Here is a 23,705-nt window from a genome sequence, read left to right as displayed (position 1 = left end):
GCCTGTGCAGGGTTCGGCACCCGCTGCTGGAGCGCCCGCAGGCCCGCGCGCGCCGGACTCAGACGTCGACCGTCAGCACCAGCGCGACGGTGTCCCCCAGCTCGACGTCCTCGGCCCGCCGGACGGCGTCCTTGAGCGGCACGAGGTACCCGCCCTCCCGCGGGAACAGGGACGTCGTGAACCGGGTCCGCCCGAGCAGCCCCTGGACGGGGATCACGCCCCACCCGTAGGAGACGAGCGACGACGCGGCGCGCAGGGTTGCGGCCGCGTCGTCGGGGACGCGCACGAAGTGGTACGGGGCGGGACCCCGCCAGTGGACGACCTCGCCCTCGAACCGCAGCTCCATCGCGCCAGGGTACGAGCCCCGTCGCCCGGACGGCCGACGAGCCGGCTCAGGCGGGCACGGTCTCCCGGACGGACCGCTCCCCGCCCGCGCCCTCCTCGGCGACGACCCGCTGGTACGCGGCGAGCTCCGGGTAGGCTCGGTGCCGGTGAGCGGGTTGCGGCGCGTGGTGACGACGCGGTGCACCTGGTAGGCGGCGAGCGCGACGTTGGACAGCAGCGAGATCGCGCTCACCACGAACAGCGCGGTGGTGTCGTGCGACGCCTCGACGGCGAACCGCGACGAGGTCACGAAGGTCGGGACGGCCATCGTGAACATCATCCAGAGGGCCAGCGTGTGCGCCCGGTGCTGCAGCCACGCGCCCCGCTTGAGCAGGAACGCGGGGATCGTGCACGAGATGAGCAGCGCCGCCCCGGCGTAGAAGGCGTGGTCGCCGACGCAGTTGTAGACGTACGCGAAGTTCCACAGGTCGTACGGGATGATCCAGAACCACAGCATGTCGGGCCACACCACCGCGAGCACGACGCACCACATGACCCCCGAGTACCAGGGGATCGACTCGAACAGGAACACGGTGCTGCCTCCTTGCGGAACGGTGCCGTCGCGTCGTGCGGCGGCGTGGTCGGTGGGGCGCGGGGTCTACCCGGCCGGGTCGGGCGCGGGCGGGCGCCCGACCATGTCGAGCCGGAGCGTCTGGCGCACGAGCGCGGCCAGGACCTCGTCGGGGACGTCGGGCTCGGTGCGGACCAGCCCGACGAGTCCGTGCACGAGGACGACGAAGGTCGCGCGGACGTGCTCGATCGCGAGCCCGTGCCGGGCGGAGTAGGCCTCGACGGTCGTGAGCTGGAGGGTGTCGACGACGGCGAGCACCGCCCGGTCCACGAACCGCTGGTACAGCGCGGCGTTCTCGACGCGGTGCAGGTCGGCGCGCAGCGGGTCGTCGGGCCGGGTCTGGGCCCGGAAGAGGGCGATGACGTCGCGCAGCGCACCCGCGACGTCGCCCACGGTCCGGTGGGTGTCCCAGTCGCGGACGGACCCGGCGAACGCCTCGACGCGACGGTCGAGCACGCCGTCGAGCAGGTCCTGCGCCGTCGGGAAGTAGTGGTAGACGAGCCCGCGGGTGACTCCGGCGGCGCGGGCGACGTCGCTGACCGTGGTGCGGCTGATCCCGCGCTCGGCGTAGGTCCGCTCGGCGGCGTCGAGCAGCTCGGCGCGCCGGCGCTCCGGTTCGAGCACCGTGCGCGTCGTCCGCTGCTGACCCGCCGGCTCGGCGTCCCCCGACTCGCTCACAGCACGACCGTAGGACTCATTGACACATCGTCAACGGGACGATCGTCCCGTCCCGGGCAACGCGTCCGGGGCCCGGTCCTGGCATGCTCGCGTCCCGTGACCGACCAGCCCTGCCCCCGCGCTCGCCGACCTGATCGCGGACCGCCCCTGGCTGCTCGTCGTCGGCGCCGGCGCCGTGCTGCTCGTGCTGCGGCTGCTGTCGCGCGCGGGGCGGCCGACGGTCCGGCCCGGCGAGGTGTGGTTCGCGATGGTCCCCTACCGCGACGGCACCGGCGCGAAGGACCGACCCGTCGTGGTCCTGTCCGTCAGCGGCCGCACCTGCCGGGTCGCGCGCCTCACCTCGCAGGACCAGGACCGCCGCCCGGAGTACACCCGCCCGCCGGGCCGCCTCCCCGGGCTGCGCGCGGACAGCTGGGTCGACCTGCGCCCGCTGGACCTGCGCCGCTCGGCGCTGCGCCGGCGCGCGGGCGACGCCGGACGGGACTGGGTCCGCTGGTACGAGGACGCGGCGCAGGGGCGCTGACCTCGGCCCGCCGGCCTGGAGGCGGGGGCCGGACGCACGACGAGGCCCGCCCCTCGGAAGGGACGGGCCTCGTGCACTGTGGAGGTGGCGGGAATCGAACCCGCGTCCGATGACGTGGGACCAGGACTTCTCCGGGCGCAGTCTGCTGCGCATTTCTCGGCCCCCACCGTCACGCAGACGAGCGATGGACGGGCTCAGTCACCTGAAAGTCCCCGCAGCCCCGGTGACGAAGGCTGCGAGCAGTGGCTCCCTAGATGACGCCAGGATCTGAGTCGGAAGCTAGCTCAGGCTGACGGACTTCGAGGCTCGCTCAGGCGGCGAGGGCGAAGTCGGTGCGCTTGTTATCGGCACCTATGGGTTTGCACGGAGCGTTGACGAGATAACCGTGCGTCCTCGGCCCGCTTCTCCTGGTTCGACGATCACCGTCGAAACCGATCACCCCCAGTGATCATGCTGTTCAGTTGTCAACCACTGCCGACCACCGCGTGCACCGCACGCAGCAAGTCCAGCATACGGCTCCAACGACCGCGGACGCACGATGATTCCCGTCGCCGCGCGCGGACCGCCCCGGCGCGGCACCATACGGGCCTGAGCGCCCGGCACCCCCCGGCCGGACGCCCGTGGACGAAGGACGCACCATGACCGACCTGCACGCCGACGCCGACCCCGCCGACGGGCGCGACGAGACCGCGAACGAGCGGATGGACCGGAACTGGAACGAGCTGCTGCAGGAGCTGCGGGTGGCGCAGACGGGCGTGCAGATCCTCACCGGGTTCCTGCTGACGGTGCCGTTCCAGCAGCGGTTCGGCGACCTCGACGCCTACCAGCGGGGCCTCTACCTGGTGCTGGTCGTGCTGTCGGTCGCCGCGACGGGGTTCATCGTGGCGCCGGTGTCGCTGCACCGGATCCTGTTCCGCCGCGGCCTGAAGCGGGAAGCTCGTGGACTCCGCCGACACGCTCGCGCAGACCGGGCTGGCGATGCTCGCGCTGGTGCTCGCGGGCGCGACGATGCTGCTGTTCGACGTGGTGGTGGACCGGGCGGCGGGGTACGTCGCGGGCGGCGTGGTGCTGGCGGGGCTGGCGCTGGTGTGGGTCGCGGTCCCGCTGCGCCTGGCCCGAGCCGCCCGCCGCGAGGACGCCTGACCCGACCCGCACGGCCCGGCCCGGGCACGAACCGGGCACGACCCGGCGGGCGTCAGTCCGCGAGCAGCCGGGCGATGATCCGGGCGCCGGCGGCGGGCGACATGTCCGGCGAGCCGGTGAGCTTGCCCTCGAGGGTCGCGACGTTGAGCACGCTGATGATGGCGAGGGCGGTGTCCCGGTCGTCCTGCGTGGGCACGACGTCCCCGGCGGCGACGCCGTGGGCCTGGACGAGCCGGACGCGGGCGACCTGCTCGGCGGCGAGCTCGAACGACCGGACGTGCAGCTCGGCGAGCTCCCGGCGGCGTCGGGGTGGCGCAGCCCGTAGGTGAGGAACTCCAGCTGCAGCAGCAGCCGGGGGTCCTCGCGCGCGGCGGCGAGCCAGGCCGCGAGCACCTCGACGTCCACGCCGTCGTCGGTGAGCCCGGGCAGGTCCAGCTCGGGCGACTCCAGCGCGATCCCGAGCCGCTCCCGCGCGAGCGCGAGCATCACGTCGCTCTTCGACCGGAAGTGCGCGTAGAGCGCGCCCTTGGTGTACCCGGCCTCGGCGGCGATGTCCCCGACCGACGCGCCCTCGTAGCTCTGGGCGGCGATCACCCGGGCCGCGGCGTCGAGCAGGTCGGCGCGGGTCCGGTCGACGCGCTCGCGCCGCCGTTCCTCCGCGCGGCCGGTCCCGGCGCGCTTCGCGACGCTCTCGGAGGCGTCGGCGAGGCCGCGGGACGCCTCGCGCAGGCTGGCCGCGAGCGCCTCGCCCACCTCGGGGACGACCTGGTTGACGTGGCTCCCGATCATCCGGGTGAGGGCGGCCGTGGCGTCGGCGAGCGCGCGCGTGGCGGCGCCGATCGTCTCCTGCGGGTCGGGCTCGTGGCGGGACATGCGGCCATCCTAGGCGTGCGACGTACCGATCGGTATCTCCAGATGGGGGCCGCGCTTGCTCGTGCCCGCGACCTGCACCAACGCGCGAACGAGCCGTCATGTACCCCCTGGTATCCGACCCCCCGACCCTGCTACCGTCCTGCACGTACCGATCGGAATGTGCCGATCGGGACGTGACGAGGGAGGGGAACGATGGGCTCCGACGACGTGCTCACCGTCCGCGGGCTGCGCAAGCGCTACCGCGGACGCCGGGGCGTGCAGGCGAACGACGGCATCGACCTGGACGTGGCCGCCGGCCAGGTCGTGGGTCTGCTGGGCCACAACGGCGCGGGCAAGACGACGCTGGTCAACCAGGTGGTCGGCCTGGTGCTCCCCGACGCGGGGACGATCCACCTCGACGGGATCGACGCCGTCGCCGACCCGCACCAGGCCCGGCAGCGCGTGTCGATCCAGGCCCAGGCGAACGTCCCGATCACCGGGCTCACCCCGCGGCGCGCCATCGAGCTGGTCGGCCGGATCCGCGGCGGCGACCGGGGAGCGGTCCGGCGTGGAGCGGCGACCCTCATCGAGGCGCTCGACCTCGGCCCGTGGGCGGACACCCCGGCCGAGAGGGTCTCCGGCGGCATCGCCCGGCTCACCGCCTTCGCGATGACCGTCGTCGAGCCCGGCCGCCTGGTCGTCCTCGACGAGCCGACCAACGACGTCGACCCCGTGCGCCGCCGGCTGCTCTGGCAGCAGATCCGCGCGCTCGCCGACTCCGGCCGCGGCGTCCTGCTCGTCACCCACAACGTCCGGGAGGCCGAGCGCGTCGTCGACCGGCTCGCGGTGCTCGACCACGGCGTCGTGCTCGCCGAGGACACCCCCGCCGGCCTCACCGCTCCGCTGCAGGGCGCGCTCACGGTCGAGGTCGACCTCTCCCCCGGCGCCCCGCTCGCCTGGCACCCCGCGGTGCGGCCCGGGACCGACGCCCGGGGCCGGGCCACCGGCACCGTGCGGGCCCAGGACGCCGCCGACGTCGTGCGCTGGGCGCAGGACGAGGTCGGCGCGGGCCGCCTGGAGCGCTACGCGCTGACCCCGGCCTCGCTCGAGGACGTCTACGTGGCCCTCGTCGGCGACGAGCACCACGGCGCGGACGCGCTCGCCGGGGGCACGCGCCCCGGGGACGAGCGGGCCACCGCCACGACCGCGGGGGCCGGTGAGGCCGCGTGACCGCCGTCGGCCAGACCCTCCTGCTGGCGCAGTGGCAGTTCCGCCGCCAGTCCACCTACCTGCCGCTGATGGTCGTCGTGCAGGTGTTCATGGCCGTCGCCACCGTGATCGGCTACGGCCTGCTGGTCGGCGACCCCGACCCGACCACCGCCCTCTACCTCGCGACCGGCGCGCCGACGGTCACGCTCATCACGATCGGCCTGGTCATCACCCCGCAGCTGCTGTCCCAGTCGCGCACCGAGGGCAGCCTCGACTGGATGCGCACGCTCCCGGTGCCGCGGACCGCGTTCCTGGTCAGCGACCTGCTGGTGTGGACCCTGCTCGCGCTGCCCGGGATGCTGCTCGGCGTGCTGGCCGGGGTGCTGCGGTACGACGTCGACCTGTCGGTGGCGCCCTGGCTGGTACCCGGCTCGCTGCTGGTGTCGCTCACCGCGGCGGCCGTCGGGTACGCGATGGCCTCGCTGCTGGCGCCGGCGCTGGCGAGCCTGGTGACCCAGGCGCTCGTGTTCGTCGTGCTGCTGTTCTCCCCGGTGTCCTACCCGGCCGAGCGGATGCCCGACTGGCTGCAGGCGGTGCACGGCTGGCTGCCGATCGAGCCGATGGCGGAGCTGGTCCGCGCCGGGCTGGTGCAGGACACGTTCAGCCTGCCGCTGCGCTCCCTGGTCGTGCTGGTGGTGTGGTGCGTGGCGTCAGTGGCCGGCGCGACGTGGGCGCTGCGCCGTCGGGCCTGACCGCGCGCCACCCGCAGGGAGCCCGGCCACCGGGCCCGACCACCGGGCCCGGCCGCCGGGACCGTGCCTAGGATCGCGGGCATGCCCTTCCTCGCGACCACCGCCGACCCGGCGGAGCACGGCCCCGGCGGCGTCGTCCTCGGCGCGCTCGACGACGAGCCCACCCCGGACGGCGCGACGACGCTCTACCTCGTCCGGCACGGGCGCACCGAGTACAACACCGCCGGCCTGCTGCAGGGCTGGTCGGACTCGCCGCTGACGCCGGCCGGGCTGGCGGGGGTGCGCGCCACGGCCCGCGTCCTGGCGGGCCGGAGCTTCGCCGCGGCGTACGCCAGCCCGTCCGGCCGGACGGTCGCCACGGCGCGCGAGCTCCTGACGGCGCACCCGGGGGTGGACCTCGCGTGCGACGACGGCCTGCGCGAGCTGCACTTCGGCGACCTGGAGGCCAGGCCCGAGGCCGAGCTGCTGGCGCTCGGCGACCCGGCCGCGATCTTCGGCGGCGTGCTCACCGGCACCTGGGGCGGGTTCCCCGGCGCGGAGCCGACCCGGGACTACCTCGACCGGGTGGCGGACGCGTTCGGGCGCATCGAGCAGGCGCACCCCGGCGGCGGCGACGTCCTCGTGGTCAGCCACGGCGTCACCCTGCTCGCCTACCTGTCGATGGCCGGCACCGTCCCGATGGAGGCCCTGCCGAACGCGAGCGTGTCGACCGTGCGGATCGGCCCGGACGGCGACCGGACCGTGCGGACGTTCGGGTTCGACCCGACGGCGCAGGGCGCACCGGGGCTGCCGGTGCCGGACTCGGGCGAGCCCGTGCGGTCCCCGGAGCGGCCCGACGCCGGCTGAGCCACCCCTGGCCGCGACGGCCGCGTCCGAGCAGGATGGGGCGCATGGACCTCCCCGTGATGCCCCCCGTCAAGCCGATGCTGGCCAAGGCGGTCCCCGAGATCCCCGACCTGGGGCACACCGAGCCGAAGTGGGACGGGTTCCGCTCGATCGTGTTCCGGGACGGCGACGAGGTGGTGCTGGGCAGCCGCAACGAGAAGCCGCTGACCCGCTACTTCCCGGAGCTCGTCGAGCAGATCAGGGCACACACCCCGCCGCGGTGCGTGCTCGACGGCGAGATCGTCGTCGTCACCGACGACCGGCTGGACTTCGACGCGCTGCAGCAGCGGATCCACCCCGCGGAGAGCCGGGTGCGGCTGCTCGCGGGGCAGACGCCGGCGTCGTTCATCGGGTTCGACCTGCTGGCGCTCGGCGACGACGACCTGATGGGCTCCCCGCTGCGCCAGCGCCGCGCGCGGCTGGTCGACGCCCTGGACGCGGCCCGCGGCGGCCCCGACGCCCCCGTGCACGTGACCCCCGCGACGGCCGACCTCGAGCAGGCGCGGCAGTGGTTCACGCAGTTCGAGGGCGCCGGGCTGGACGGCGTGGTCGCGAAGCCGCTCGACGGGCTGTACCTGCCCGACAAGCGCGCGATGTCCAAGATCAAGCACGCCCGCACCGCCGACTGCGTGGTCGCGGGCTTCCGGTGGCACAAGTCGGGGCCGGTGGTCGGGTCGCTGCTGCTGGGGCTGTGGACCGAGGACGGCCGGTTGCAGCACGTCGGCGTCGCGGCGTCGTTCCCGATGGCCCGGCGGGCCTCGCTGCTGGACGAGCTCGCGCCCTACCGCGACCCCGACCTCGCCGACCACCCGTGGGGCGACTGGGCGGACCAGTCCGCGCACGGCGACAAGCGGATGCCGGGGGCGGTCAGCCGGTGGAACGCGACCAAGGACCTGTCGTTCGAGCCGCTGCGCCCCGAGCTGGTCGTCGAGGTCGCGTACGACCACATGGAGGGCGACCGGTTCCGGCACACCGCCCAGTTCCGCCGCTGGCGCACCGACCGCGACCCCGCGTCCTGCACCTACGCGCAGCTCGAGGAGCCGGTCGGGTTCCGGCTGTCGGAGATCCTCCCCCGGCCTGACGCGCGCGGTCGGGGCGCCGCTCGTAGGGTCGGACGGGCCCCGTTCACCGCCGTGGGAGGACCCCTGATGAGCCACACCGCCCCCGCTCGCCCCGGCACGCCCCACGACGTCGTGGTGATCGGCTCCGGGTTCGGCGGCCTGTTCGCGACGCAGGCCCTGCGCGACGCCCCCGTGCGTGTCACGGTGATCGACCAGACCGCGACGCACCTGTTCCAGCCGCTGCTCTACCAGGTGGCGACCGGGGTGCTGTCCGTCGGCGAGATCTCCCCGGCCACCCGCGACGTGCTGCGCCGGCAGCGCAACGCCCGGGTGCTGCTCGGGGTCGTCACCGAGATCGACCTGGCGCACCGGGTCGTGGTGTCGTCCTCCCCGCTCGGCGAGACGCGGACCCGCTACGACAGCCTCGTGGTCGCGGCCGGGGCGGGGCAGTCGTACTTCGGCGACGACCGGTTCGCCGACTTCGCGCCCGGCCTGAAGAGCATCGACGACGCCCTGGAGATCCGCGGCCGGGTGTTCGGGGCCTTCGAGCTCGCCGAGCTGACGTCCGACCCCCAGGAGCGCGCCCGGCTGACCACGTTCGTCGTCGTCGGCGCGGGCCCCACGGGCGTCGAGATGGCCGGCCAGCTCGCCGAGCTCGCGCACCGGTCGCTGCGCGGGAACTTCCGGCACCTCGACCCGGCGCAGGCCCGGATCCTGCTGGTCGACCCGGTCCCGCAGGTGCTGCCCGGCTACCCCGAGCGGCTGCAGGCCGCCGCCGCCCGCACCCTCGAGGGCCTGGGCGTCGAGCTGCTGACGGGGCACAAGGTCGTCGACGTCGACGCGGACAGCGTCTCGCTCGAGGACTCCGACGGCACCCGGACCCGGGTCCCCGCGCAGACGAAGATTTGGGCCGCGGGCGTCGCCGCGTCGCCGCTCGGCCGCAGCCTCGGGGAGCAGACCGGCGCGGAGGTGGACCGCGCGGGCCGCGTCGCCGTCGAGCCGAACGGCTCCCTGCCCGGCCACCCCGAGGTGTTCGTCGTCGGGGACATGGCGTCCCGCCCCGGCGTGCCCGGCGTCGCGCCCGCGGCGATGCAGTCCGGACGGTACGCGGCGCAGGAGATCGTCCGGCACGTGCGCGGCGAGCCCACCGGCCGGCCGTTCGTCTACCGGGACAAGGGCAGCCTCGCGACGATCTCCCGGTTCGCGGCGGTGGCGAAGATCGGTCCGGTGCAGTCCGCGGGGTTCGGCGCGTGGCTGCTGTGGCTCGGGGTGCACATCGTGTACCTCGTGGGGTTCAAGAACCGGGTGACGACGCTGCTGCACTGGGCCGTGAGCTTCATCGGCCGCGGTCGGTCGGAGCGCGCCGCGACCTGGCAGCAGGTGGTCGGCCGCGGGGCCCTGCGCAGCCGCGGCGCCGACCGTCCCACCCGGCCGACGGGCGACGTCGCCGGCGGCTGACGCCCCGCCCGGGTCACCCCGCGGCCGGGTGCCCTGCGGTCGGGGGCCCCGCGGTCGCGGGCCCCGCGGGCCCCGCGGTCGGGGGCCCCGCGGCCGGTCCGGCGGGCGGCCACGCCGCGAGCCGCGCCAGCTCCGCGGCCAGCAGCGGCACCAGCGCCGGGTCGGTGAGCGACCGGAAGTGCCCCGGCGTCGCCAGCCGCACGAACCTCGCGCCCGGCAGCTCGCTGCCGCCGGGGATGTGCGGGTCGTAGCAGGTCGCCACCGACACGATGCGCCCGTGGTCGGCGTGCTGGGCGGCGAGCGCGGTCAGCACCTCGTCGTCGGGCAGGAACGCGCGCACGGCCCGCAGCGGCAGGTACCGCGCGTACGGCGACCCCGCGAACGGCGTGTTCACCGCGACCAGGCCGAGCAGCCGGTCGCGGACGTCCGCGCGCCCGAGCAGCGACTTGCCGATCAGCCCGCCCTTGGAGTGCGCGACCACGACGGCTCCGCGCAGGTCGGCGTCCCGCAGGTAGGTCGCCGCGAGCTCGGCCATCTCGGGCACGCTCCCCCGGTTCAGGCCGAACGGCGCGACGACGTGCACCGCGTGCCCCCGGCGGTGCAGCGCGCGTGCCAGCGGCTCGAGGAACCGCCACGACTCGTAGACGCCGGGCAGCAGCAGCACCGGCGCCCGGACCGGGCTGCCGGGCGCCGCGCTGCCCCGGACCGGCGGCGTCGTGTACGACTCCGGCGACGTGCGCGACAGCAGCCCGGCGACCTGGCGACCGGCGGCGTAGGCGTAGTCGGCGGCCCACCAGAGCGCGTGCCGGACCCGGCCGGCCGGGACGCACGCCGCCAGGGCGGCCTCCGGGGTCGCGGTCACACCCGCGCTGCCTCGACAGCGACCCCGTGCCGCACCCAGCGCGCGACCAGCGGCGCGTGCGTGGCCTGGGCGACGTGCCCGGCGCGCGGCACCTCCCGCGCGGTGCCGTCGGGGGCCAGCGCCGCGAGCCGCCGGTTCCACGCCCGCGTGCACACCGGGTCGTGCTCGCCGCGCACCAGCAGCGCCGGCCCCGGCAGCCGGGCGACCGCCGCGGCCGTGTCGAACCGCAGCATGTGGGGCAGCACCGCGCCGTACCAGAACGGTCCCGCGCGCAGGTAGTCCGCGACGACGAGCGCGTTGACCCGCGCGGGCTCGTGCCACCCGTCCCGGGCGAGCCGGAGCGCCTGCCGGAGCGCGTCGGGCGCACTGTCGTCGACGACCGTGCCGATCAGCACGACCCGCTCCACCAGGTCGGGGGCGCGCAGCATCGCGGCGGCCACCACCTGCGCACCCATCGAGTGGCCCACGAGCACGGCCCGCTGGACGCCCCGGTCGCGCACGGCGGCGAGCACCGCGTCGGCCAGGTCCTCGATGCCCGGCACCCGGCGGGGGCGCGGGCTGCGGCCGAACCCCGGCAGGTCCGGCACCAGCACCCGGTGGTCGCGGGCGAGGTCGGCGGTCAGCGCCCGGAACGACCGCTCCGACATCCCGATGCCGTGCACGAGCACCACCACGGGGCCGTCCGCGGGCCTGGGCCCGGTCTCGGTGAGGACGATGCCGGGCAGGGGGTCCAGCAGGTCCTCGGTCACCCGCCCTGTCTACCCGCTGCGCCCCGACCCCGCCCGCCGGGACCCGGCCTCGTGCGCCGGGACCCGGCCGCACGCCGAGGGGTGCGGTCGCGACCGGGCCGGGGCGGCGGCAGGGTGGGTCCATGCCCAACCGCCTCGCCCGCAGCACCAGCCCCTACCTGCGCCAGCACGCGGAGAACCCGGTCGACTGGTTCGAGTGGGGCGAGGAGGCGTTCGCGGAGGCGCGGCGCCGGGACGTGCCGCTGCTGGTCTCGGTCGGCTACGCCGCGTGCCACTGGTGCCACGTGATGGCGCACGAGTCGTTCGAGGACCCCGCCACGGCCGCGCTGATGAACAGCCGGTTCGTCAACGTGAAGGTCGACCGCGAGGAGCGCCCCGACCTCGACGCCGCCTACATGGCCGCGACCCAGGCGATGACCGGGCAGGGCGGCTGGCCGATGACGGTGTTCGCGACCCCCGAGGGCGACCCGTTCTTCTGCGGCACCTACTACCCGCCGGTGCCGGTCGGGGGCAGCCCGGCGTTCGGCCAGGTGCTCGAGGCCCTGTCGCGGGCGTGGCGGGAGCGCCGGGACGAGGTGCGCGGCGGGGCCGCCGAGCTGCTGGCCGCGCTCGGCGGGACGGGCACACCCCCGGCCGACCCGCCGGCCGACTCGCCCGCCGGCACCGGGTCCGACACCCCCGCCCTCGACCTCGGCGCCGTCCGCCAGGTGTCCGCCCTGGCGGTGGACGCGCTCGCGACCACGTACGACGCCGAGCACGGCGGGTTCGGCGGCGCCCCGAAGTTCCCGCCGTCGACCACCCTGGAGTGGCTGCTGCGCCGGCACGCGCGCACCGGGGACGAGCGCGCGCTGGCGATGGCGACGGGCACCCTGGAGGCGATGGCCCGCGGCGGGATGGCCGACCAGGTCGGCGGCGGGTTCGCCCGCTACGCGGTGGACGCCACCTGGACCGTGCCGCACTTCGAGAAGATGCTCGAGGACAACGCCCTGCTCCTGCGCGTCTACGCGCGGTGGTGGCGCCAGACCGGCTCGCCGCTCGCGCTGCGGGTCGTCGAGGGCACCGCCGGGTTCCTGCTCCGCGACCTGCGCACCCCCGAGGGCGCGTTCGCCTCGTCTCTCGACGCGGACACCGACGGCGTCGAGGGCGCGACGTACGTGTGGACCCCCGGGACGCTCGCGGACGCGCTGGACCCGCAGGACGCGGCGTGGGCGGCGGAGCTGCTCGGCGTGACGACGGCGGGCACGTTCGAGGCCGGGACGTCCGTGCTGCAGCGGCGCGCCGACCCCGCCCCGGGCGAGGAGCGGCGGTTCGAGCGGGTGCGCCGCGCGCTGCTGGCGGCGCGGTCCCGGCGGCCGCAGCCGGCCCGGGACGACAAGGTGGTGGCCGCCTGGAACGGCCTCGCGATCACCGCGCTGGCCGAGGCGGGCACCGTGCTGGACCGCCGCGACTGGGTGGCGGCGGCGGTCGACGCGGCGCGGGTCCTGGCCGAGGTGCACACCCTGCACGGGGGCGACGGCCTGGCGCGGCTGGTCCGCACGTCCCGGGACGGCGCGGTCGGCACCGCGCCGGGGGTCCTCGCCGACTACGCGGACGTCGCGGAGGCGTTCGGCGTGCTCGGCGGGGTCACGGGCGACCACGCGTGGACCGCGCGCGGCTCGGCGCTGCTCGACACCGTGCTGGCGCGGTTCCGCGCGCCGGACCACGCGCTGCGCGACACCGCCGACGACCAGACCGACCCGGTCGTGGCCCGGCTGTCGGGTCGCCCCGACGTCGCCGACGGGCCGTCGGCCGGCGGGCAGTCCGCCGCGGCGGCCGCGCTGCTGGCCCGCGCGGCGCTGACCGGGTCGGCCACCGACCGGCGGGCCGCGGAGCTCGTGCTGGCCGCGCCGCTGTCGATCGCGCACCGGCACCCGCGGGCGGTCGGCTGGGCCCTGGCCGCGGCCGAGGCGCTGCTCGACGGACCGCGAGAGGTCGCGGTGCTCGGCCGGGCGGACGACCCGGCGCGCGCGGCCCTGGTGCAAGCGGCGGTGCACTCCCCCGCGCCGGGCCTGGTGCTCGCGCAGGGCGACCCGGCGGAGCTCGCGGACGACCCGCTCGCCCCCGACCTGCTCCGGGACCGACCGCTGGTCGGTGGCCGCGCGGCGGCCTACGCCTGCCGGGGGTTCGTGTGCGCGCTGCCGACCACGGATCCCGCGGTGCTCACCGGACTCCTCGGACCGGACGGCACCGCCCCGGCCTGAGACCCCGCCTGAGACCCGGCCCCGGCGTCAGCGGTCGCGCTTCTCCCGCATCGCGCGGACGGCCTCGAGGTTGTCCTGCCGCTCGCGCAGCGCCTGGCGCTTGTCGTACTCGCGCTTGCCGCGGGCCAGGGCGATCTCGACCTTCGCGCGGCCGTCGAGGAAGTACAGGGACAGCGGGATGATCGTCTGGCCCTTCTCGCGCGTCTTCGCCTCGAGCCGGTCGATCTCCTCGCGGTGCAGCAGCAGCTTGCGCTTGCGCCGCGGCGCGTGGTTCGTCCACGTGCCCTGCGCGTACTCCGGGATGTGCACGCCCTCGAGCCACGCCTCGCCGCCGTCGACCGAGCACCAGCCGTCGACCAGCGACGCCCGGCCCGCGCGCAGCGCCTTGACCTCGGTGCCGCTCAGCACGACACCCGCCTCGAACACGTCCTCGATGGTGTAGTCGTGGCGCGCCTTGCGGTTGGACGCCACCAGCGACCGGCCGCCCTGCTTGGCCATGACTCCTCCTGCTGATCGGTTCGGGGGGTCCGCGGGTGCGCGGACGCGACGCAGCAGCCTATCCGGCGGGCCGCGGACCGCCCACCTGATTCCGCTACAGGCCGAGCAGCGGCCGCGGGTTCACCGTCGCGCCGTTGACGTACGTCTCGAAGTGCAGGTGGCACGCGGCCGACGTCCCGGTGTTCCCGGAGTAGCCGAGCAGCTGGCCGCGCGAGACCGACTGCCCCGCCCCGACGACGAAGCTCGTCATGTGGTTGTACGAGGTCATCAGCGAGTTCCCGTTCACGAACCCGTGGTCGACCATCACCTGGTTGCCGAACCCGTTGCGCCACTTCGCCCACTGCACCGTGCCCTCCTTGGCGGCGTAGATGGGCGTGCCGCAGTAGGTGCGCAGGTCGATGCCGGCGTGCAGCCGGTAGTAACCGAGGATCGGGTGCAGGCGCATCCCGTACTCGCTGGTGACGTGGATCGGGTTGATCGACGTCGGGTTGCCGAACAGCGTCCCGGTGCCGACCGAGCCGCTGGGCGCCGGCGGGGCCTGACCGGCCGCCGCGGCCCGGGCGCGCTGCTGCGCGGCGACCTGCTCGATCTGGCTGCGGATGCTCGCGGTCTCGGCGTCGATCTGGTCGACCTCGGCCTGCGCGGCGGCCTTCTGGCTCGCGATCTGCGCCTGCTTGGCGGTCTGCTGCGCGATCAGGTCCTCGACCTCGGCCTTGCGGGCCGCGGCCTCCTGGCGTGCCTCCTCGGCCTCGGCGACCTTGGCGTCGGCCTCCGCCTTGAGGTCGGTGATCCGGTCGCGCACCGCGCCGAGGCGCGCCTGGCTGTTGCGGTTCGCGGACTCGATGGCCGCGAGCTCGTCCAGCACCTGCTCCTGCGCGCGCTGCGCGGACGCGGCCAGGCCGTACTGCTGGGTGAACTCCTCGACGGTCTGCGCGCCGACGACGATGTCCAGCCCGGAGAGCCCGGGGCCGCCCTGGTAGGCCTCGCGGGCCATCTGGCCGATCTGGCCCTTGATCTGCGCGTAGCGCGCGGAGTCGGACTCGATCGTCGCGGAGATGGTCGTCTCCTGGTCCTGCGCGTCCTGCAGCCGCGCCGCGATCAGCGCCGCCTCCCGCTCGAACCCGGCGAGCGCCGTCTCCGCCTCGGTGAGCGCGGCCTGCGCCACCGGGAGCTTGCTGCTGCACGGCCAGCAGCTCCGCGGCCACCGCCTGCAGCTGCGCGCTCAGCCCCTCCAGTGCGGCGTCCGCGTCGGCCCGCTGCTGCTCCTTCGCGGCCTGCTGCTGCTGGAGGGCCGACTTCTGGTCGTCCAGGTCGTCGCCCGCGGCCGGCCCGGCGGCGGTGAGGCCGACCAGGACGGTCAGCACGCCGGCCAGGCAGCCGGCGACCAGCCGGGCGGACCGGGAGCGCTGCGGGGTGCGGGGCGTCGTCATCTCAGACCTTCGTGTAGCGGCTCAGGGTGACCAGGGACGAGATCGCGGCGAGCAGGATCGCGGCGCCCACCAGGAACGGGGCGACCTGCCAGACCTCGCCCGTGGTCACGTACGGGATCCAGGCGATCTGACCGCCCAGCCAGTCGGTGACCAGGTACTTGACGCCCGCCCACAGGCCGGCGACCGACAGCACCGCGCCGATGGTCGCGGCGATCGCGCCCTCGAGCATGAACGGCAGCTGGATGAACAGGTTCGACGCGCCGACCATCCGCATGATCCCGGTCTCCCGGCGGCGGCTCATCGCGGACAGCCGGATGGTCGTCGTGATGAGCAGCACCGCGGCGAGCAGCATCACGCCGGCCAGGCCGAGGGACAGCAGCGTCGCGCTGTTCAGCACCCGGAACAGGGTGTTGTAGAGCTCGCGCTGGTCCTGCACCCGCTCGACGCCCTGCCGCCCCTGCAGCACGTCCGCGACGACCTCGAACTTCTCGGGATCCGTCAGCTTGATCCGCAGCGACTCGTTCATGTCGTCGACGGTCGTCACCTGGGCCCAGAACTGCCCCTCGAACTGGCGCTGGAAGGTCTCGTACGCCTGCTCCTTCGACTCCTCGAAGGTCTCGGCGATGTACGGCTTCACATCGGGTGCCTCGAGGGCGTCCTCGATGGCCTGCTTCTGCTCGGCGGTGACCTCGCCGCCGGCGCAGGTCGGCTCGGAGGACTCCCCGGCCGGGCAGAGGTACACGGTGACCTCGACCTTGTCGTACCAGTCGTCCTGCATCTTGCCGATCTGCAGCTGCAGCAGCGCGGCGGCGCCGACGAACGTGAGCGACACGAACGTCACGAGGACGACCGAGATGGTCATCGAGAGGTTCCGGCGCAGGCCGATCCCGATCTCGGAGAGGATGAACTGGAGTCGCACGTCAGTCCCCTCTCAGCGATCCGAGCCGTACACGCCGCGCGACTGGTCGCGCACGAGCTCGCCGCCCGACAGCTCGACGACGCGCTTGCGCATCTGGTCCACGATCTCGTCGTCGTGGGTGGCCATCACGACGGTCGTGCCGGTGCGGTTGATCCGGTCGAGCAGGCGCATGATCCCCAGGGAGGTCGTCGGGTCGAGGTTGCCGGTGGGCTCGTCCGCGAGCAGGATCGACGGCCGGTTCACGAACGCGCGGGCGATGGCCACGCGCTGCTGCTCGCCGCCGGACAGCTCGTGCGGGCGGCGCTTCTCCTTGCCCGCGAGACCGACCATCTCCAGCACGTCCGGGACGGTGGTGAGGATGTGGTGCCGCGGCTTGCCGATCACCTGGAGCGCGAACGCGACGTTCTCGAAGACCGTCTTGTTGTGCAGCAGGCGGAAGTCCTGGAACACCGCGCCGATCTGGCGGCGCAGGTGCGGGACCTTCCACGACGACAGCGTGGTGAGGTCCTTGCCCGCGACGAACACCCGGCCCGCGGACGGCCGCTCCTCGCGCAGCGCGAGCCGCAGGAAGGTCGACTTCCCGGAGCCGGACGCGCCCACGAGGAACACGAACTCGCCGCGCTCGACGTCGAGGGAGATGTGGTCCAGCGCGGGGCGGGCGCCGCGCGCGTAGACCTTGGTGACGTTCTCGAATCTGATCACAGGCGGGAGGTGGCCGGCGGTCGGGGATCGGAGGGGTGGTTCACGCGGGCCGGATCGAGCGTAGGCAGCCGCCGGCCGTGACCCGACCGTGACACGCCGCCCGGGAACCTGTGAGTCGGCCCACGAGCGGGCGAACCGGGCGACGGTGCCCGGTTCGTCCCGGTCCTACTCCGCGTCGGTGCCCATCCGCCACCGGATGCCGGCCTCGATGAACCCGTCGATGTCGCCGTCGAACACCGCGGCGGTGTTCCCGACCTCGTGCTCGGTGCGCAGGTCCTTGACCATCTGGTACGGGTGCAGCACGTAGGAGCGCATCTGGTCGCCCCAGGACGCCTTGATGTCGCCCGCGAGCTCCTTCTTCTTCGCGTCCTCCTCGGCCTTGCGGACGAGCAGCAGCCGGGACTGCAGGACGCGCAGCGCGGCGGCGCGGTTCTGGATCTGCGACTTCTCGTTCTGCATCGACACGACGATGCCGGTCGGGAGGTGGGTCATCCGCACCGCCGAGTCGGTCGTGTTGACCGACTGACCGCCCGGGCCCGACGAGCGGAACACGTCGACCTTGATCTCCGACTCGGGGATCTCGATGTTGTCGTCGCTCTGCTCGATGAGCGGGATGACCTCGACCGCGGCGAACGACGTCTGCCGGCGGCCCTGGTTGTCGAACGGGGAGATCCGCACCAGCCGGTGCGTGCCCGCCTCGACGGACAGGTGGCCGAACGCGTAGGGCGCCTTGACCTCGAAGGTCGCCGACTTCAGGCCGGCCTCCTCCGCGTAGGAGGTGTCGAGCACCGCGGTGCCGTAGCCGTGCCGCTCGGCCCAGCGCAGGTACATCCGCATGAGCATCTCGGCGAAGTCCGCGGCGTCGACGCCGCCGGCGCCGGCGCGGATCGTCACGACCGCGTCGCGCTGGTCGTACTCGCCGCCCAGCAGCGTGCGGACCTCGAGCTCGCCCAGGTCCTTGCGGATGCCGACGAGCTCGGCGTCGGCCTCGGCGAGGGTGTCGGCGTCGCCGCCGTCCTCCGTCGCCATCTCGACCAGCGTCTCGAGGTCGTCGATCCGGCCGCGGAGGCGGTCGACCCGGTCGAAGCTCGGACTGGGCGGCGGACAGGGCGCTGGTGATCTTCTGCGCCGCGTCGGGGTCGTCCCAGAGGTCGGGCACGGACGCCTGCTCGGAGAGGTCGGCGATCTTCGCCCGCAGGGCGCTGGGGTCGGACACCGCCTGGATCGACTCGAGCGTGCTGCGCAGGTCGCGGATCTCGGCGGGGAAGTCGGTGGCTGCCACGACGGTCCAGGCTACCGGCTGCGGGGCGGGACCGCGGACCCGGCCCTCCGTACCCGCCCACCCACTACGGTGTGAGCGTGAACACGCCTGCACCCTCCGGACGTCAGCACCACCTCGCGCACGGCCCGCACCGCGCCACGATCGCGGAGGTCGGCGCCAGCGTCCGCACCTACGCCGTGGACGGCCGCGACGTCGTGCTGCCGTTCGCCGAGGACACCCTCGCCCCCGCCTACTCCGGCGCCGTGCTCGCGCCGTGGCCGAACCGGCTGCGCGACGGGCAGTACACCTGGGACGGCACGCAGTACCAGGTCCCGGTGACGGAGCCGGACCGGTCGACCGCCCTGCACGGGCTGGTCGCCCAGGTCCGGTACGAGAAGGTCGCGGGCGAGTCCGGCCCCGACGGCGACACCTCCGTGACCCTGCGTCACGACCTGGTCCCCACCCCGGGCTACCCGTGGTCGCTGCGCGTCGACGTGACGTACTCGCTGTCCGACGCCGGCCTGCGGGTGCACGTCGCGACCACGAACCTCGACGCGACCGCCGCGCCCTACGGCATCGGGTTCCACCCCTGGCTGTCCCCCGGCGGCGCCGCCGTCGACGACTGCACCCTGCGGGTCGACGCCACGTCGCAGGTCACCGTCGACGCGCGCCTGCTGCCGACCGGCACCCGCCCGCTGTCCGGCGCCGAGGACCGTCGCACCCCGCAGCCGCTGGCCGGGGTCGCGCTCGACGACGCGTTCGTGGACGTCACGCGCGACGCCGACGGGCTGTCCTGGATCGTGCTCGGCGCCCCCGACGGCCGCGGGGCAGCGCTGTGGATGGACGGGTCGATGGACACCTGGCAGGTCTGCACCGGCAACGGCATCCCCCGCATCGACCGCCTGGGCGTCGCCGCGGAGCCGATGAGCTGCATCGCGGACGCGTTCCGCACCGGCGAGCGCCTGGTCCGCCTCGAGCCCGGCACGACGCACGAGGTCACCTGGGGCATGACGCTGGTGTAGGCCCGCGCCGCCCGGACCCGGGCTGCCGGACGCACGAAGGGCCCCGCCGGTCGGCGGGGCCCTTCGTCGTCAGCAGGCTGCGTCAGCCGTAGTACTCGCCGTCGGCCATGACGCCCTTGGTGAACTCCCAGTGCCAGCGCTCGTACGGGCCGCTGCCGCCGGGGCGCGCCCACGCGGGGTTCTCCCAGCCGAAGACGGGGGCGTTCTCGTTCAGCCACTCCCACTGCGCGCCGGTGGTCTGCGAGCTGCACAGGTCCACCGCCAGGCCCCAGCCGTGGTTGCTGCGCCCGGCGGGGGCGGCGAGGCCGCCCTTCTGCGCCTTGACGGCCCGCTGCTCCGCGAGGGTGCGGTAGCCCGAGGACAGGCACAGGTCGGTGCCGAACCGGGTGACCCACATGGCGTTGAGCTCGGCGAGCGCCTCGGCGGCGTCGGCGCGGATCTCGGTCTTGCCGTCCCAGAGGTAGCAGAGGTCGCTCTGCGGGAGCTGGCCGTTGGCGCTGGCGGTGCCGGCCTCGCCGTCGCAGCCCGGCAGGATCTCGCGGACCTCGCTGCGGCTGACGTCGACCTGGGCGCGCACGGCGGTCGCGTCGCTGGACAGCAGCGACGCGGGCGGCAGCACGGACGACGCCGAGGAGGTCAGCGCCTCGACCGTGCTCGGCAGGGTCGCGTCGGCCTGGGCGTCGGTGAAGGTCTCGTCGCTGGCGGCGGGGCGCTGGGACAGCGGGATCGCGACCGTCACGGCGGCGAGGGTCACCAGGACGCCGGCGCGGGTGCCCCAGCGGGCCAGCGGGTTGCCGCGCCGGCGGTCGGCGGGGGCCACGGGTGCGTCCGTCGCGGCCGGCGCGGCGGTGGGAGCGTTCCCGGCTTCGCGCAGCTGGCGGCGGGTGGGGTTGCCCGTGGCGGCGGGCTGCACGCGGTGCTGCGCCACGGAACCTCCGGGAGTCATGACGTGGACGAGGGCTACCTCCGCGGTCGGCGGGCGCGCGTCACCGCTGCTGCCGGCGTTCCGGGGAGGACGATCACGAAACCATAACGGGCTCAGGCGCCCGCTCCAACCCCCTGCCGGGTGGTAGGTGACGGATCATCGGCGTGTCGCCGCAGATCACCCACCGGGATCACCCGGACGTGTGACCTACGTCCCACGTGCGGACCAGCGGGACGCGTGCTATCCCCGGTCCTCACCGGCGCATCGCACCGCGCTGCATCGCGTCCCGGACCTCGCCGACGAGCTCCTCCAGGATGTCCTCGAGGAACACCACGCCGACCGCGGCGCCGCCGTCCTCCACCCGCGCCAGGTGCACGCCGGACCGCTGCATGGCGGCCAGCGCGTCCTCGACCTCGTCCCCCGGTGCGACCACGGCCATCGCCCGCACGCGCCACGTCGGCACCGGCAGGCGCCGGGTCTCGTCGTCGGCGTACAGGACGTCCTTCACGTGCAGGTAGCCGGTCGGGCTGCCGTCGCGCCCCCGCACCGGGAACCGGGAGTACCCCGTCCGGCCGACCAGCCGCTCGACGTCGTCGGGCGTGACGTCGGACGGCACCGAACGCAGCTCGGCCAGCGGCACCATCACGTCGGCGGCGGTCCGGTCGGAGAACTCCAGCGCACCCGACAGCAGCCCCTGGTCGTCGTCCAGCAGCCCCTCCGCCTGGGACTGCTCGACGATCGACTGCACCTCGCGCGCGGTGAACGCGGACGCGACCTCGTCGCGCGGGTCCACCCGGAACAGCCGCAGCACGTGGTTCGCGACCCAGTTGAGCGCGTGGATCACCGGCCGCACCACCCGGGCGAGCCACACCAGCGGCGGGCCGAACACGAGCACCGCCCGGTCGGGCCCGGACACGGCGAGGTTCTTCGGGACCATCTCCCCCAGCACGACGTGCAGGTAGACGACCACGAGCAGCGCGACGACGAACGCGATCGGGTGCGCGAGCGACGTGCTGACGCCGAGGGCGTGCAGCGGGTCCTCGATCAGGTGCGCGATCGCCGGCTCGGCGACCAGGCCGAGGCTGGTCGAGCACACCGTGACGCCGAGCTGGGCGCACGCCAGCATCAGGGACACGTGCTCCATCGCCCACAGCACCGTGACCGCCCGGCGGTCGCCGGACTGGGCCAGCGGCTCGATCGAGGAGCGCCGGGCGGAGATGATCGCGAACTCCGCCGCGACGAAGAACGCGTTGCCGGCCAGGAGCGCGCCGGCGATCAGCAGGGCGAGTCCGCTGCTCATGCCGCACCCCCCGCGTCCGGCGCGGCCGGGGCCGGGGCGCCCGGCTGGACGACCACCCGCTCGACCCGGCGGCGCGCCATCGACTCCACCCGCAGGCGGACGTCCCCGGCCTGCACCTCGTCGCCGGCCTGCGGCACGCGGCCCAGGGCGGCCATCACCAGGCCGCCGAGCGTCTCGTACCGGCCGTCCTCGGGCACGACCAGCCCGGTGGTCTCGGTCAGCTCGTCGGGGCGCAGCAGCCCGGACACCACCCAGGCGCCGTCGGCCCGCCGGGACGCGGCCGTCCGGCGGCGGTCGTGCTCGTCCGCCACGTCGCCGACCAGCTCCTCGACGACGTCCTCCAGCGTGACGACGCCCGACGTGCCGCCGTACTCGTCCACGACCACGGCCATCTGCAGCCCGTGGTCCCGCAGCTCGACGAGCAGCGGTCCCAGGTGCACCGTCTCGGGCACGCGCGGGGCCTCGACCATGAGCGCGGCCGCCGGCACCTCCCCGCGCCGCTCGTACGGCACGGCGATGGCGCGGCGCAGGTGCACCAGCCCGACGATGTCGTCCGAGTCGTCGCCGATCACCGGGAACCGCGAGTGCCCGGTCTCCCGGGACAGCCGCACGACGTCCGTCGCGGTGTCGTCGCGCCGCAGCACCACGACCCGCTGGCGGTCCGTCATGACGTCGACCGCCGTCAGGTCGGAGAACTCGATCGAGTTCGTCAGCAGCGTGGCCGTCGTGACGTCGAGCGTGCCGACCTGCGCGGACCGGCGCACCAGCGCGGCGAGCTCCTGCGGCGAGCGGCCGCCCGACAGCTCCTCGCGCGGCTCGACGCCGACGCGCCGCAGCAGCCAGTTGGCGCTGCCGTTGAACACGGTGATGAGGGGCCGCAGCGCGGAGGTGAACCCCCGCTGCAGCGGCGCGACCTGGCGCGCGGTGCCCAGCGGGTGGCTGATCGCGAAGTTCTTGGGCACCAGCTCGCCGAACAGCATCGAGAACCCGTTGACGAGCACCAGCGTCAGCACCACGGCCACGGCGCCGCCGACCGCCACGCCGAGCACCGACTCCTGCAGCGGTCCGGACAGCAGCCGGTTCACCGCGGGCTGGGTCGTGTAGCCGAGCAGCACCGTGGTGACCGTGATGCCGACCTGGGCGCCCGACAGCTCGGTCGACAGCCGACGCAGCGCGGCGAGCACGCTCCGCCCGCGCCGGTCGTCCGGGCCGGTCTGCGACTCGACGAGGCCCGGGTCGAGCGTCACGAGGGAGAACTCGCTGGCGACGAACACCGCGGTCCCGGCCGTGAGCGCGACGCCGAGGGCGACGAGCAGCCACTCGGTCAGCACGGCCCACCGCCCGCGCGGAGGGTCGTCAGGTGAACAGGGGGGCCGGCATGGTCGACCCCGGGCTCGGTGGCCCGGGGCGTCCGCCGGCAGCGACTTGAGCTGCTCATGGTGGCTCGATCATACGAAACCTCCACATGCGCGTCCTACGCTGAGGGAATGTCCTTCGCATCCCGCCCCGGCGCCGGCGCCGGCAGCCCCGCGGGCGCCCCCGGCGCCGCGTCCACCTCGGTGCTCGTCGTCGAGGACGAGCCGGCCATCGCGACCGCCGTCGCGCGCCGGCTGTCCGCCGAGGGCTGGCAGGTCGAGACCGTCGGCGACGGTCTCCAGGCGGTCGAGGCCGCGGCGCGTCTCACCCCCGACGTCGTGGTGCTGGACGTGATGCTGCCCGGCATCGACGGGCTCGAGGTGTGCCGCCGGATCCAGGCCGACCGCCCGGTCCCGGTGCTCATGCTCACGGCCCGCGACGACGAGACCGACATGCTGATCGGGCTCGGCGTCGGCGCCGACGACTACATGACCAAGCCGTTCTCGATGCGCGAGCTGGTCGCCCGGGTCAAGGCCCTGCTGCGCCGCCAGCAGCGCGCCGCGCTGGTCGCCGAGCGCGCCGCGGGCGCCCCCGAGGCCGAGCCGCCGGTCGTGGTCGGCGACGTCGTCATCGACCGCGCGCAGCGCCGCGTGCACCGCGCCGGCGAGGAGGTGCACCTCACGCCCACCGAGTTCGACCTGCTGCTCGCGCTGGCCGCCTCCCCGCGCACCGTGCTGACCCGCGAGCGCCTGCTCGCCGAGGTCTGGGACTGGGTCGACGCCTCCGGGACCCGCACCGTCGACTCCCATGTGAAGGCTCTGCGCAGGAAGCTCGGCGCCGACCTGATCCGCACCGTGCACGGCGTCGGCTACGCGCTGGAGCCGGCCGGGGGCGCGTCGGGGGCGCCTTCGTGACCGTGCCGCGG

At 74.9% G+C, this 23,705-nt stretch carries 22 protein-coding genes, 1 other RNA gene and 3 pseudogenes; 11 read left to right on the top strand and 15 right to left on the bottom strand.

What is annotated here, in order from left to right:
• Positions 1-58: 58 nt before the first annotated feature.
• Together AC1VL8_RS10830 and AC1VL8_RS10825 are read right to left on the bottom strand one after the other, a co-directional pair.
• A complete protein-coding gene (locus tag AC1VL8_RS10830; protein ID WP_483075172.1) occupies positions 59-916 on the bottom strand; it encodes a DUF5692 family protein in 858 nt (285 codons plus the stop codon).
• 66 nt (positions 917-982) lie between these two features.
• Complete coding sequence (locus AC1VL8_RS10825) at positions 983-1,633, bottom strand: TetR/AcrR family transcriptional regulator (protein ID WP_483075171.1); 651 nt, start codon at positions 1,631-1,633, stop codon at positions 983-985.
• A gap of 175 nt (positions 1,634-1,808) precedes the next feature.
• Here AC1VL8_RS10825 and AC1VL8_RS10820 point away from each other — a divergent pair, with 175 nt between their 5' ends.
• Positions 1,809-2,156: a type II toxin-antitoxin system PemK/MazF family toxin gene (locus AC1VL8_RS10820; protein ID WP_483075170.1), complete on the top strand. Its 348-nt coding sequence runs from the start codon at positions 1,809-1,811 to the stop codon at positions 2,154-2,156.
• Positions 2,157-2,232: 76 nt separating this feature from the next.
• On the opposite strand, the gene ssrA is transcribed toward AC1VL8_RS10820, so the two are convergent.
• Positions 2,233-2,599: a transfer-messenger RNA gene (gene ssrA, locus AC1VL8_RS10815) on the bottom strand.
• A 195-nt stretch (positions 2,600-2,794) separates the two neighbouring features.
• Between ssrA and AC1VL8_RS10810 the strand changes: the two are divergent.
• Both AC1VL8_RS10810 and AC1VL8_RS10805 read left to right on the top strand, forming a co-directional pair.
• Positions 2,795-3,031: pseudogene (locus AC1VL8_RS10810) on the top strand (DUF6328 family protein); the annotation flags it as partial.
• A gap of 64 nt (positions 3,032-3,095) precedes the next feature.
• On the top strand, positions 3,096-3,299 hold the full coding sequence (locus AC1VL8_RS10805) for a DUF6328 family protein (protein WP_483075169.1): 204 nt from the start codon (positions 3,096-3,098) through the stop codon (positions 3,297-3,299).
• A 52-nt stretch (positions 3,300-3,351) separates the two neighbouring features.
• Here the strand turns inward: AC1VL8_RS10805 and AC1VL8_RS10800 are convergent, their stop codons facing one another.
• Both AC1VL8_RS10800 and AC1VL8_RS10795 read right to left on the bottom strand, forming a co-directional pair.
• The gene (locus AC1VL8_RS10800; RefSeq protein WP_483075168.1) at positions 3,352-3,495 is read right to left on the bottom strand and encodes a hypothetical protein; all 144 of its coding nucleotides are present in this window, start codon (positions 3,493-3,495) and stop codon (positions 3,352-3,354) included.
• 338 nt (positions 3,496-3,833) lie between these two features.
• Positions 3,834-4,088: pseudogene (locus tag AC1VL8_RS10795) on the bottom strand (TetR family transcriptional regulator); the annotation flags it as partial.
• Positions 4,089-4,364: 276 nt separating this feature from the next.
• On the opposite strand from AC1VL8_RS10795, the gene AC1VL8_RS10790 reads away from it, so the two are divergent.
• The 5 genes and pseudogenes from AC1VL8_RS10790 (at position 4,365) to AC1VL8_RS10770 (ending at position 9,516) form a co-directional block, all read left to right on the top strand.
• Positions 4,365-5,381: an ABC transporter ATP-binding protein gene (locus AC1VL8_RS10790; protein ID WP_483075167.1), complete on the top strand. Its 1,017-nt coding sequence runs from the start codon at positions 4,365-4,367 to the stop codon at positions 5,379-5,381.
• Positions 5,378-6,112: an ABC transporter permease gene (locus AC1VL8_RS10785; protein WP_483075166.1), complete on the top strand. Its 735-nt coding sequence runs from the start codon at positions 5,378-5,380 to the stop codon at positions 6,110-6,112. Before AC1VL8_RS10790 ends, AC1VL8_RS10785 begins: the two co-directional genes overlap by 4 nt.
• 81 nt (positions 6,113-6,193) lie before the next feature.
• Positions 6,194-6,958, top strand: coding sequence for a histidine phosphatase family protein (locus AC1VL8_RS10780; RefSeq protein ID WP_483075165.1), 765 nt, complete (start codon positions 6,194-6,196; stop codon positions 6,956-6,958).
• Positions 6,959-7,002: 44 nt separating this feature from the next.
• Positions 7,003-8,073: pseudogene (locus tag AC1VL8_RS10775) on the top strand (ATP-dependent DNA ligase); the annotation flags it as partial.
• Positions 8,074-8,145: 72 nt separating this feature from the next.
• Positions 8,146-9,516: an NAD(P)/FAD-dependent oxidoreductase gene (locus tag AC1VL8_RS10770; RefSeq protein WP_483076232.1), complete on the top strand. Its 1,371-nt coding sequence runs from the start codon at positions 8,146-8,148 to the stop codon at positions 9,514-9,516.
• A 13-nt stretch (positions 9,517-9,529) separates the two neighbouring features.
• Here the strand turns inward: AC1VL8_RS10770 and AC1VL8_RS10765 are convergent, their stop codons facing one another.
• Positions 9,530-10,378, bottom strand: a complete 849-nt coding sequence (locus AC1VL8_RS10765) for an esterase/lipase family protein (RefSeq protein ID WP_483075164.1) — start codon at positions 10,376-10,378, stop codon at positions 9,530-9,532.
• A complete protein-coding gene (locus AC1VL8_RS10760) occupies positions 10,375-11,127 on the bottom strand; it encodes an alpha/beta fold hydrolase (RefSeq protein WP_483075163.1) in 753 nt (250 codons plus the stop codon). Before AC1VL8_RS10760 ends, AC1VL8_RS10765 begins: the two co-directional genes overlap by 4 nt.
• Positions 11,128-11,249: 122 nt before the next feature.
• Here AC1VL8_RS10760 and AC1VL8_RS10755 point away from each other — a divergent pair, with 122 nt between their 5' ends.
• Positions 11,250-13,367, top strand: coding sequence for a thioredoxin domain-containing protein (locus tag AC1VL8_RS10755; RefSeq protein ID WP_483075162.1), 2,118 nt, complete (start codon positions 11,250-11,252; stop codon positions 13,365-13,367).
• 27 nt (positions 13,368-13,394) lie between these two features.
• Here the strand turns inward: AC1VL8_RS10755 and smpB are convergent, their stop codons facing one another.
• The 5 genes from smpB to prfB form a co-directional block, all read right to left on the bottom strand.
• Entirely contained in the window at positions 13,395-13,865 is a 471-nt protein-coding gene (gene smpB, locus AC1VL8_RS10750) for an SsrA-binding protein SmpB (RefSeq protein WP_389226898.1), read from the bottom strand.
• A gap of 94 nt (positions 13,866-13,959) precedes the next feature.
• Positions 13,960-15,030, bottom strand: a complete 1,071-nt coding sequence (locus AC1VL8_RS10745) for a peptidoglycan DD-metalloendopeptidase family protein (RefSeq protein WP_483075161.1) — start codon at positions 15,028-15,030, stop codon at positions 13,960-13,962.
• A gap of 266 nt (positions 15,031-15,296) precedes the next feature.
• On the bottom strand, positions 15,297-16,214 hold the full coding sequence (gene ftsX / locus AC1VL8_RS10740; RefSeq protein WP_389226892.1) for a permease-like cell division protein FtsX: 918 nt from the start codon (positions 16,212-16,214) through the stop codon (positions 15,297-15,299).
• Between the two features lie 12 nt (positions 16,215-16,226).
• Positions 16,227-16,916, bottom strand: coding sequence for a cell division ATP-binding protein FtsE (gene ftsE / locus AC1VL8_RS10735; RefSeq protein ID WP_389226888.1), 690 nt, complete (start codon positions 16,914-16,916; stop codon positions 16,227-16,229).
• A 165-nt stretch (positions 16,917-17,081) separates the two neighbouring features.
• Positions 17,082-18,198 (bottom strand): peptide chain release factor 2 gene (prfB, locus tag AC1VL8_RS10730; protein WP_483075160.1). Its coding sequence is split into 2 segments (ribosomal slippage): positions 17,082-17,999 and positions 18,001-18,198, totalling 1,116 coding nucleotides; the frame shifts between segments, so codons are not numbered across the junction.
• Between the two features lie 77 nt (positions 18,199-18,275).
• Between prfB and AC1VL8_RS10725 the strand changes: the two genes are divergently transcribed.
• Complete coding sequence (locus AC1VL8_RS10725; protein WP_389226882.1) at positions 18,276-19,199, top strand: aldose 1-epimerase family protein; 924 nt, start codon at positions 18,276-18,278, stop codon at positions 19,197-19,199.
• An 82-nt stretch (positions 19,200-19,281) separates the two neighbouring features.
• On the opposite strand, the gene AC1VL8_RS10720 is transcribed toward AC1VL8_RS10725, so the two are convergent.
• From AC1VL8_RS10720 to AC1VL8_RS10710, 3 genes are all read right to left on the bottom strand, one after another.
• Positions 19,282-20,127: a M15 family metallopeptidase gene (locus AC1VL8_RS10720; RefSeq protein ID WP_483075159.1), complete on the bottom strand. Its 846-nt coding sequence runs from the start codon at positions 20,125-20,127 to the stop codon at positions 19,282-19,284.
• 250 nt (positions 20,128-20,377) lie between these two features.
• The gene (locus AC1VL8_RS10715; RefSeq protein WP_483075158.1) at positions 20,378-21,424 is read right to left on the bottom strand and encodes a hemolysin family protein; all 1,047 of its coding nucleotides are present in this window, start codon (positions 21,422-21,424) and stop codon (positions 20,378-20,380) included.
• The gene (locus AC1VL8_RS10710) at positions 21,421-22,755 is read right to left on the bottom strand and encodes a hemolysin family protein (protein WP_389226872.1); all 1,335 of its coding nucleotides are present in this window, start codon (positions 22,753-22,755) and stop codon (positions 21,421-21,423) included. The genes AC1VL8_RS10715 and AC1VL8_RS10710 overlap by 4 nt, the downstream gene beginning before the upstream one ends.
• A gap of 156 nt (positions 22,756-22,911) precedes the next feature.
• Here AC1VL8_RS10710 and AC1VL8_RS10705 point away from each other — a divergent pair, with 156 nt between their 5' ends.
• On the top strand, positions 22,912-23,694 hold the full coding sequence (locus tag AC1VL8_RS10705) for a response regulator transcription factor (RefSeq protein ID WP_389226869.1): 783 nt from the start codon (positions 22,912-22,914) through the stop codon (positions 23,692-23,694).
• The last annotated feature ends 11 nt before the right edge of the window (positions 23,695-23,705 follow it).

The sequence above is a fragment of the Cellulomonas sp. KU4C genome (genome assembly GCF_056868065.1).
This window is presented reverse-complemented; position numbering and strand designations above follow the sequence as displayed.

What these genes read in the sequence shown, in the direction of transcription:
- AC1VL8_RS10705 (WP_389226869.1), top strand. Translation starts at nt 22,912, where the DNA reads ATGTCCTTCGCATCCCGCCCCGGCGCCGGCGCCGGCAGCCCCGCGGGC.
- smpB (WP_389226898.1), bottom strand. Translation starts at nt 13,865, where the DNA reads ATGGCCAAGCAGGGCGGCCGGTCGCTGGTGGCGTCCAACCGCAAGGCG.
- AC1VL8_RS10780 (WP_483075165.1), top strand. Translation starts at nt 6,194, where the DNA reads ATGCCCTTCCTCGCGACCACCGCCGACCCGGCGGAGCACGGCCCCGGC.
- AC1VL8_RS10755 (WP_483075162.1), top strand. Translation starts at nt 11,250, where the DNA reads ATGCCCAACCGCCTCGCCCGCAGCACCAGCCCCTACCTGCGCCAGCAC.
- AC1VL8_RS10770 (WP_483076232.1), top strand. Translation starts at nt 8,146, where the DNA reads ATGAGCCACACCGCCCCCGCTCGCCCCGGCACGCCCCACGACGTCGTG.
- AC1VL8_RS10790 (WP_483075167.1), top strand. Translation starts at nt 4,365, where the DNA reads ATGGGCTCCGACGACGTGCTCACCGTCCGCGGGCTGCGCAAGCGCTAC.
- AC1VL8_RS10715 (WP_483075158.1), bottom strand. Translation starts at nt 21,424, where the DNA reads ATGAGCAGCGGACTCGCCCTGCTGATCGCCGGCGCGCTCCTGGCCGGC.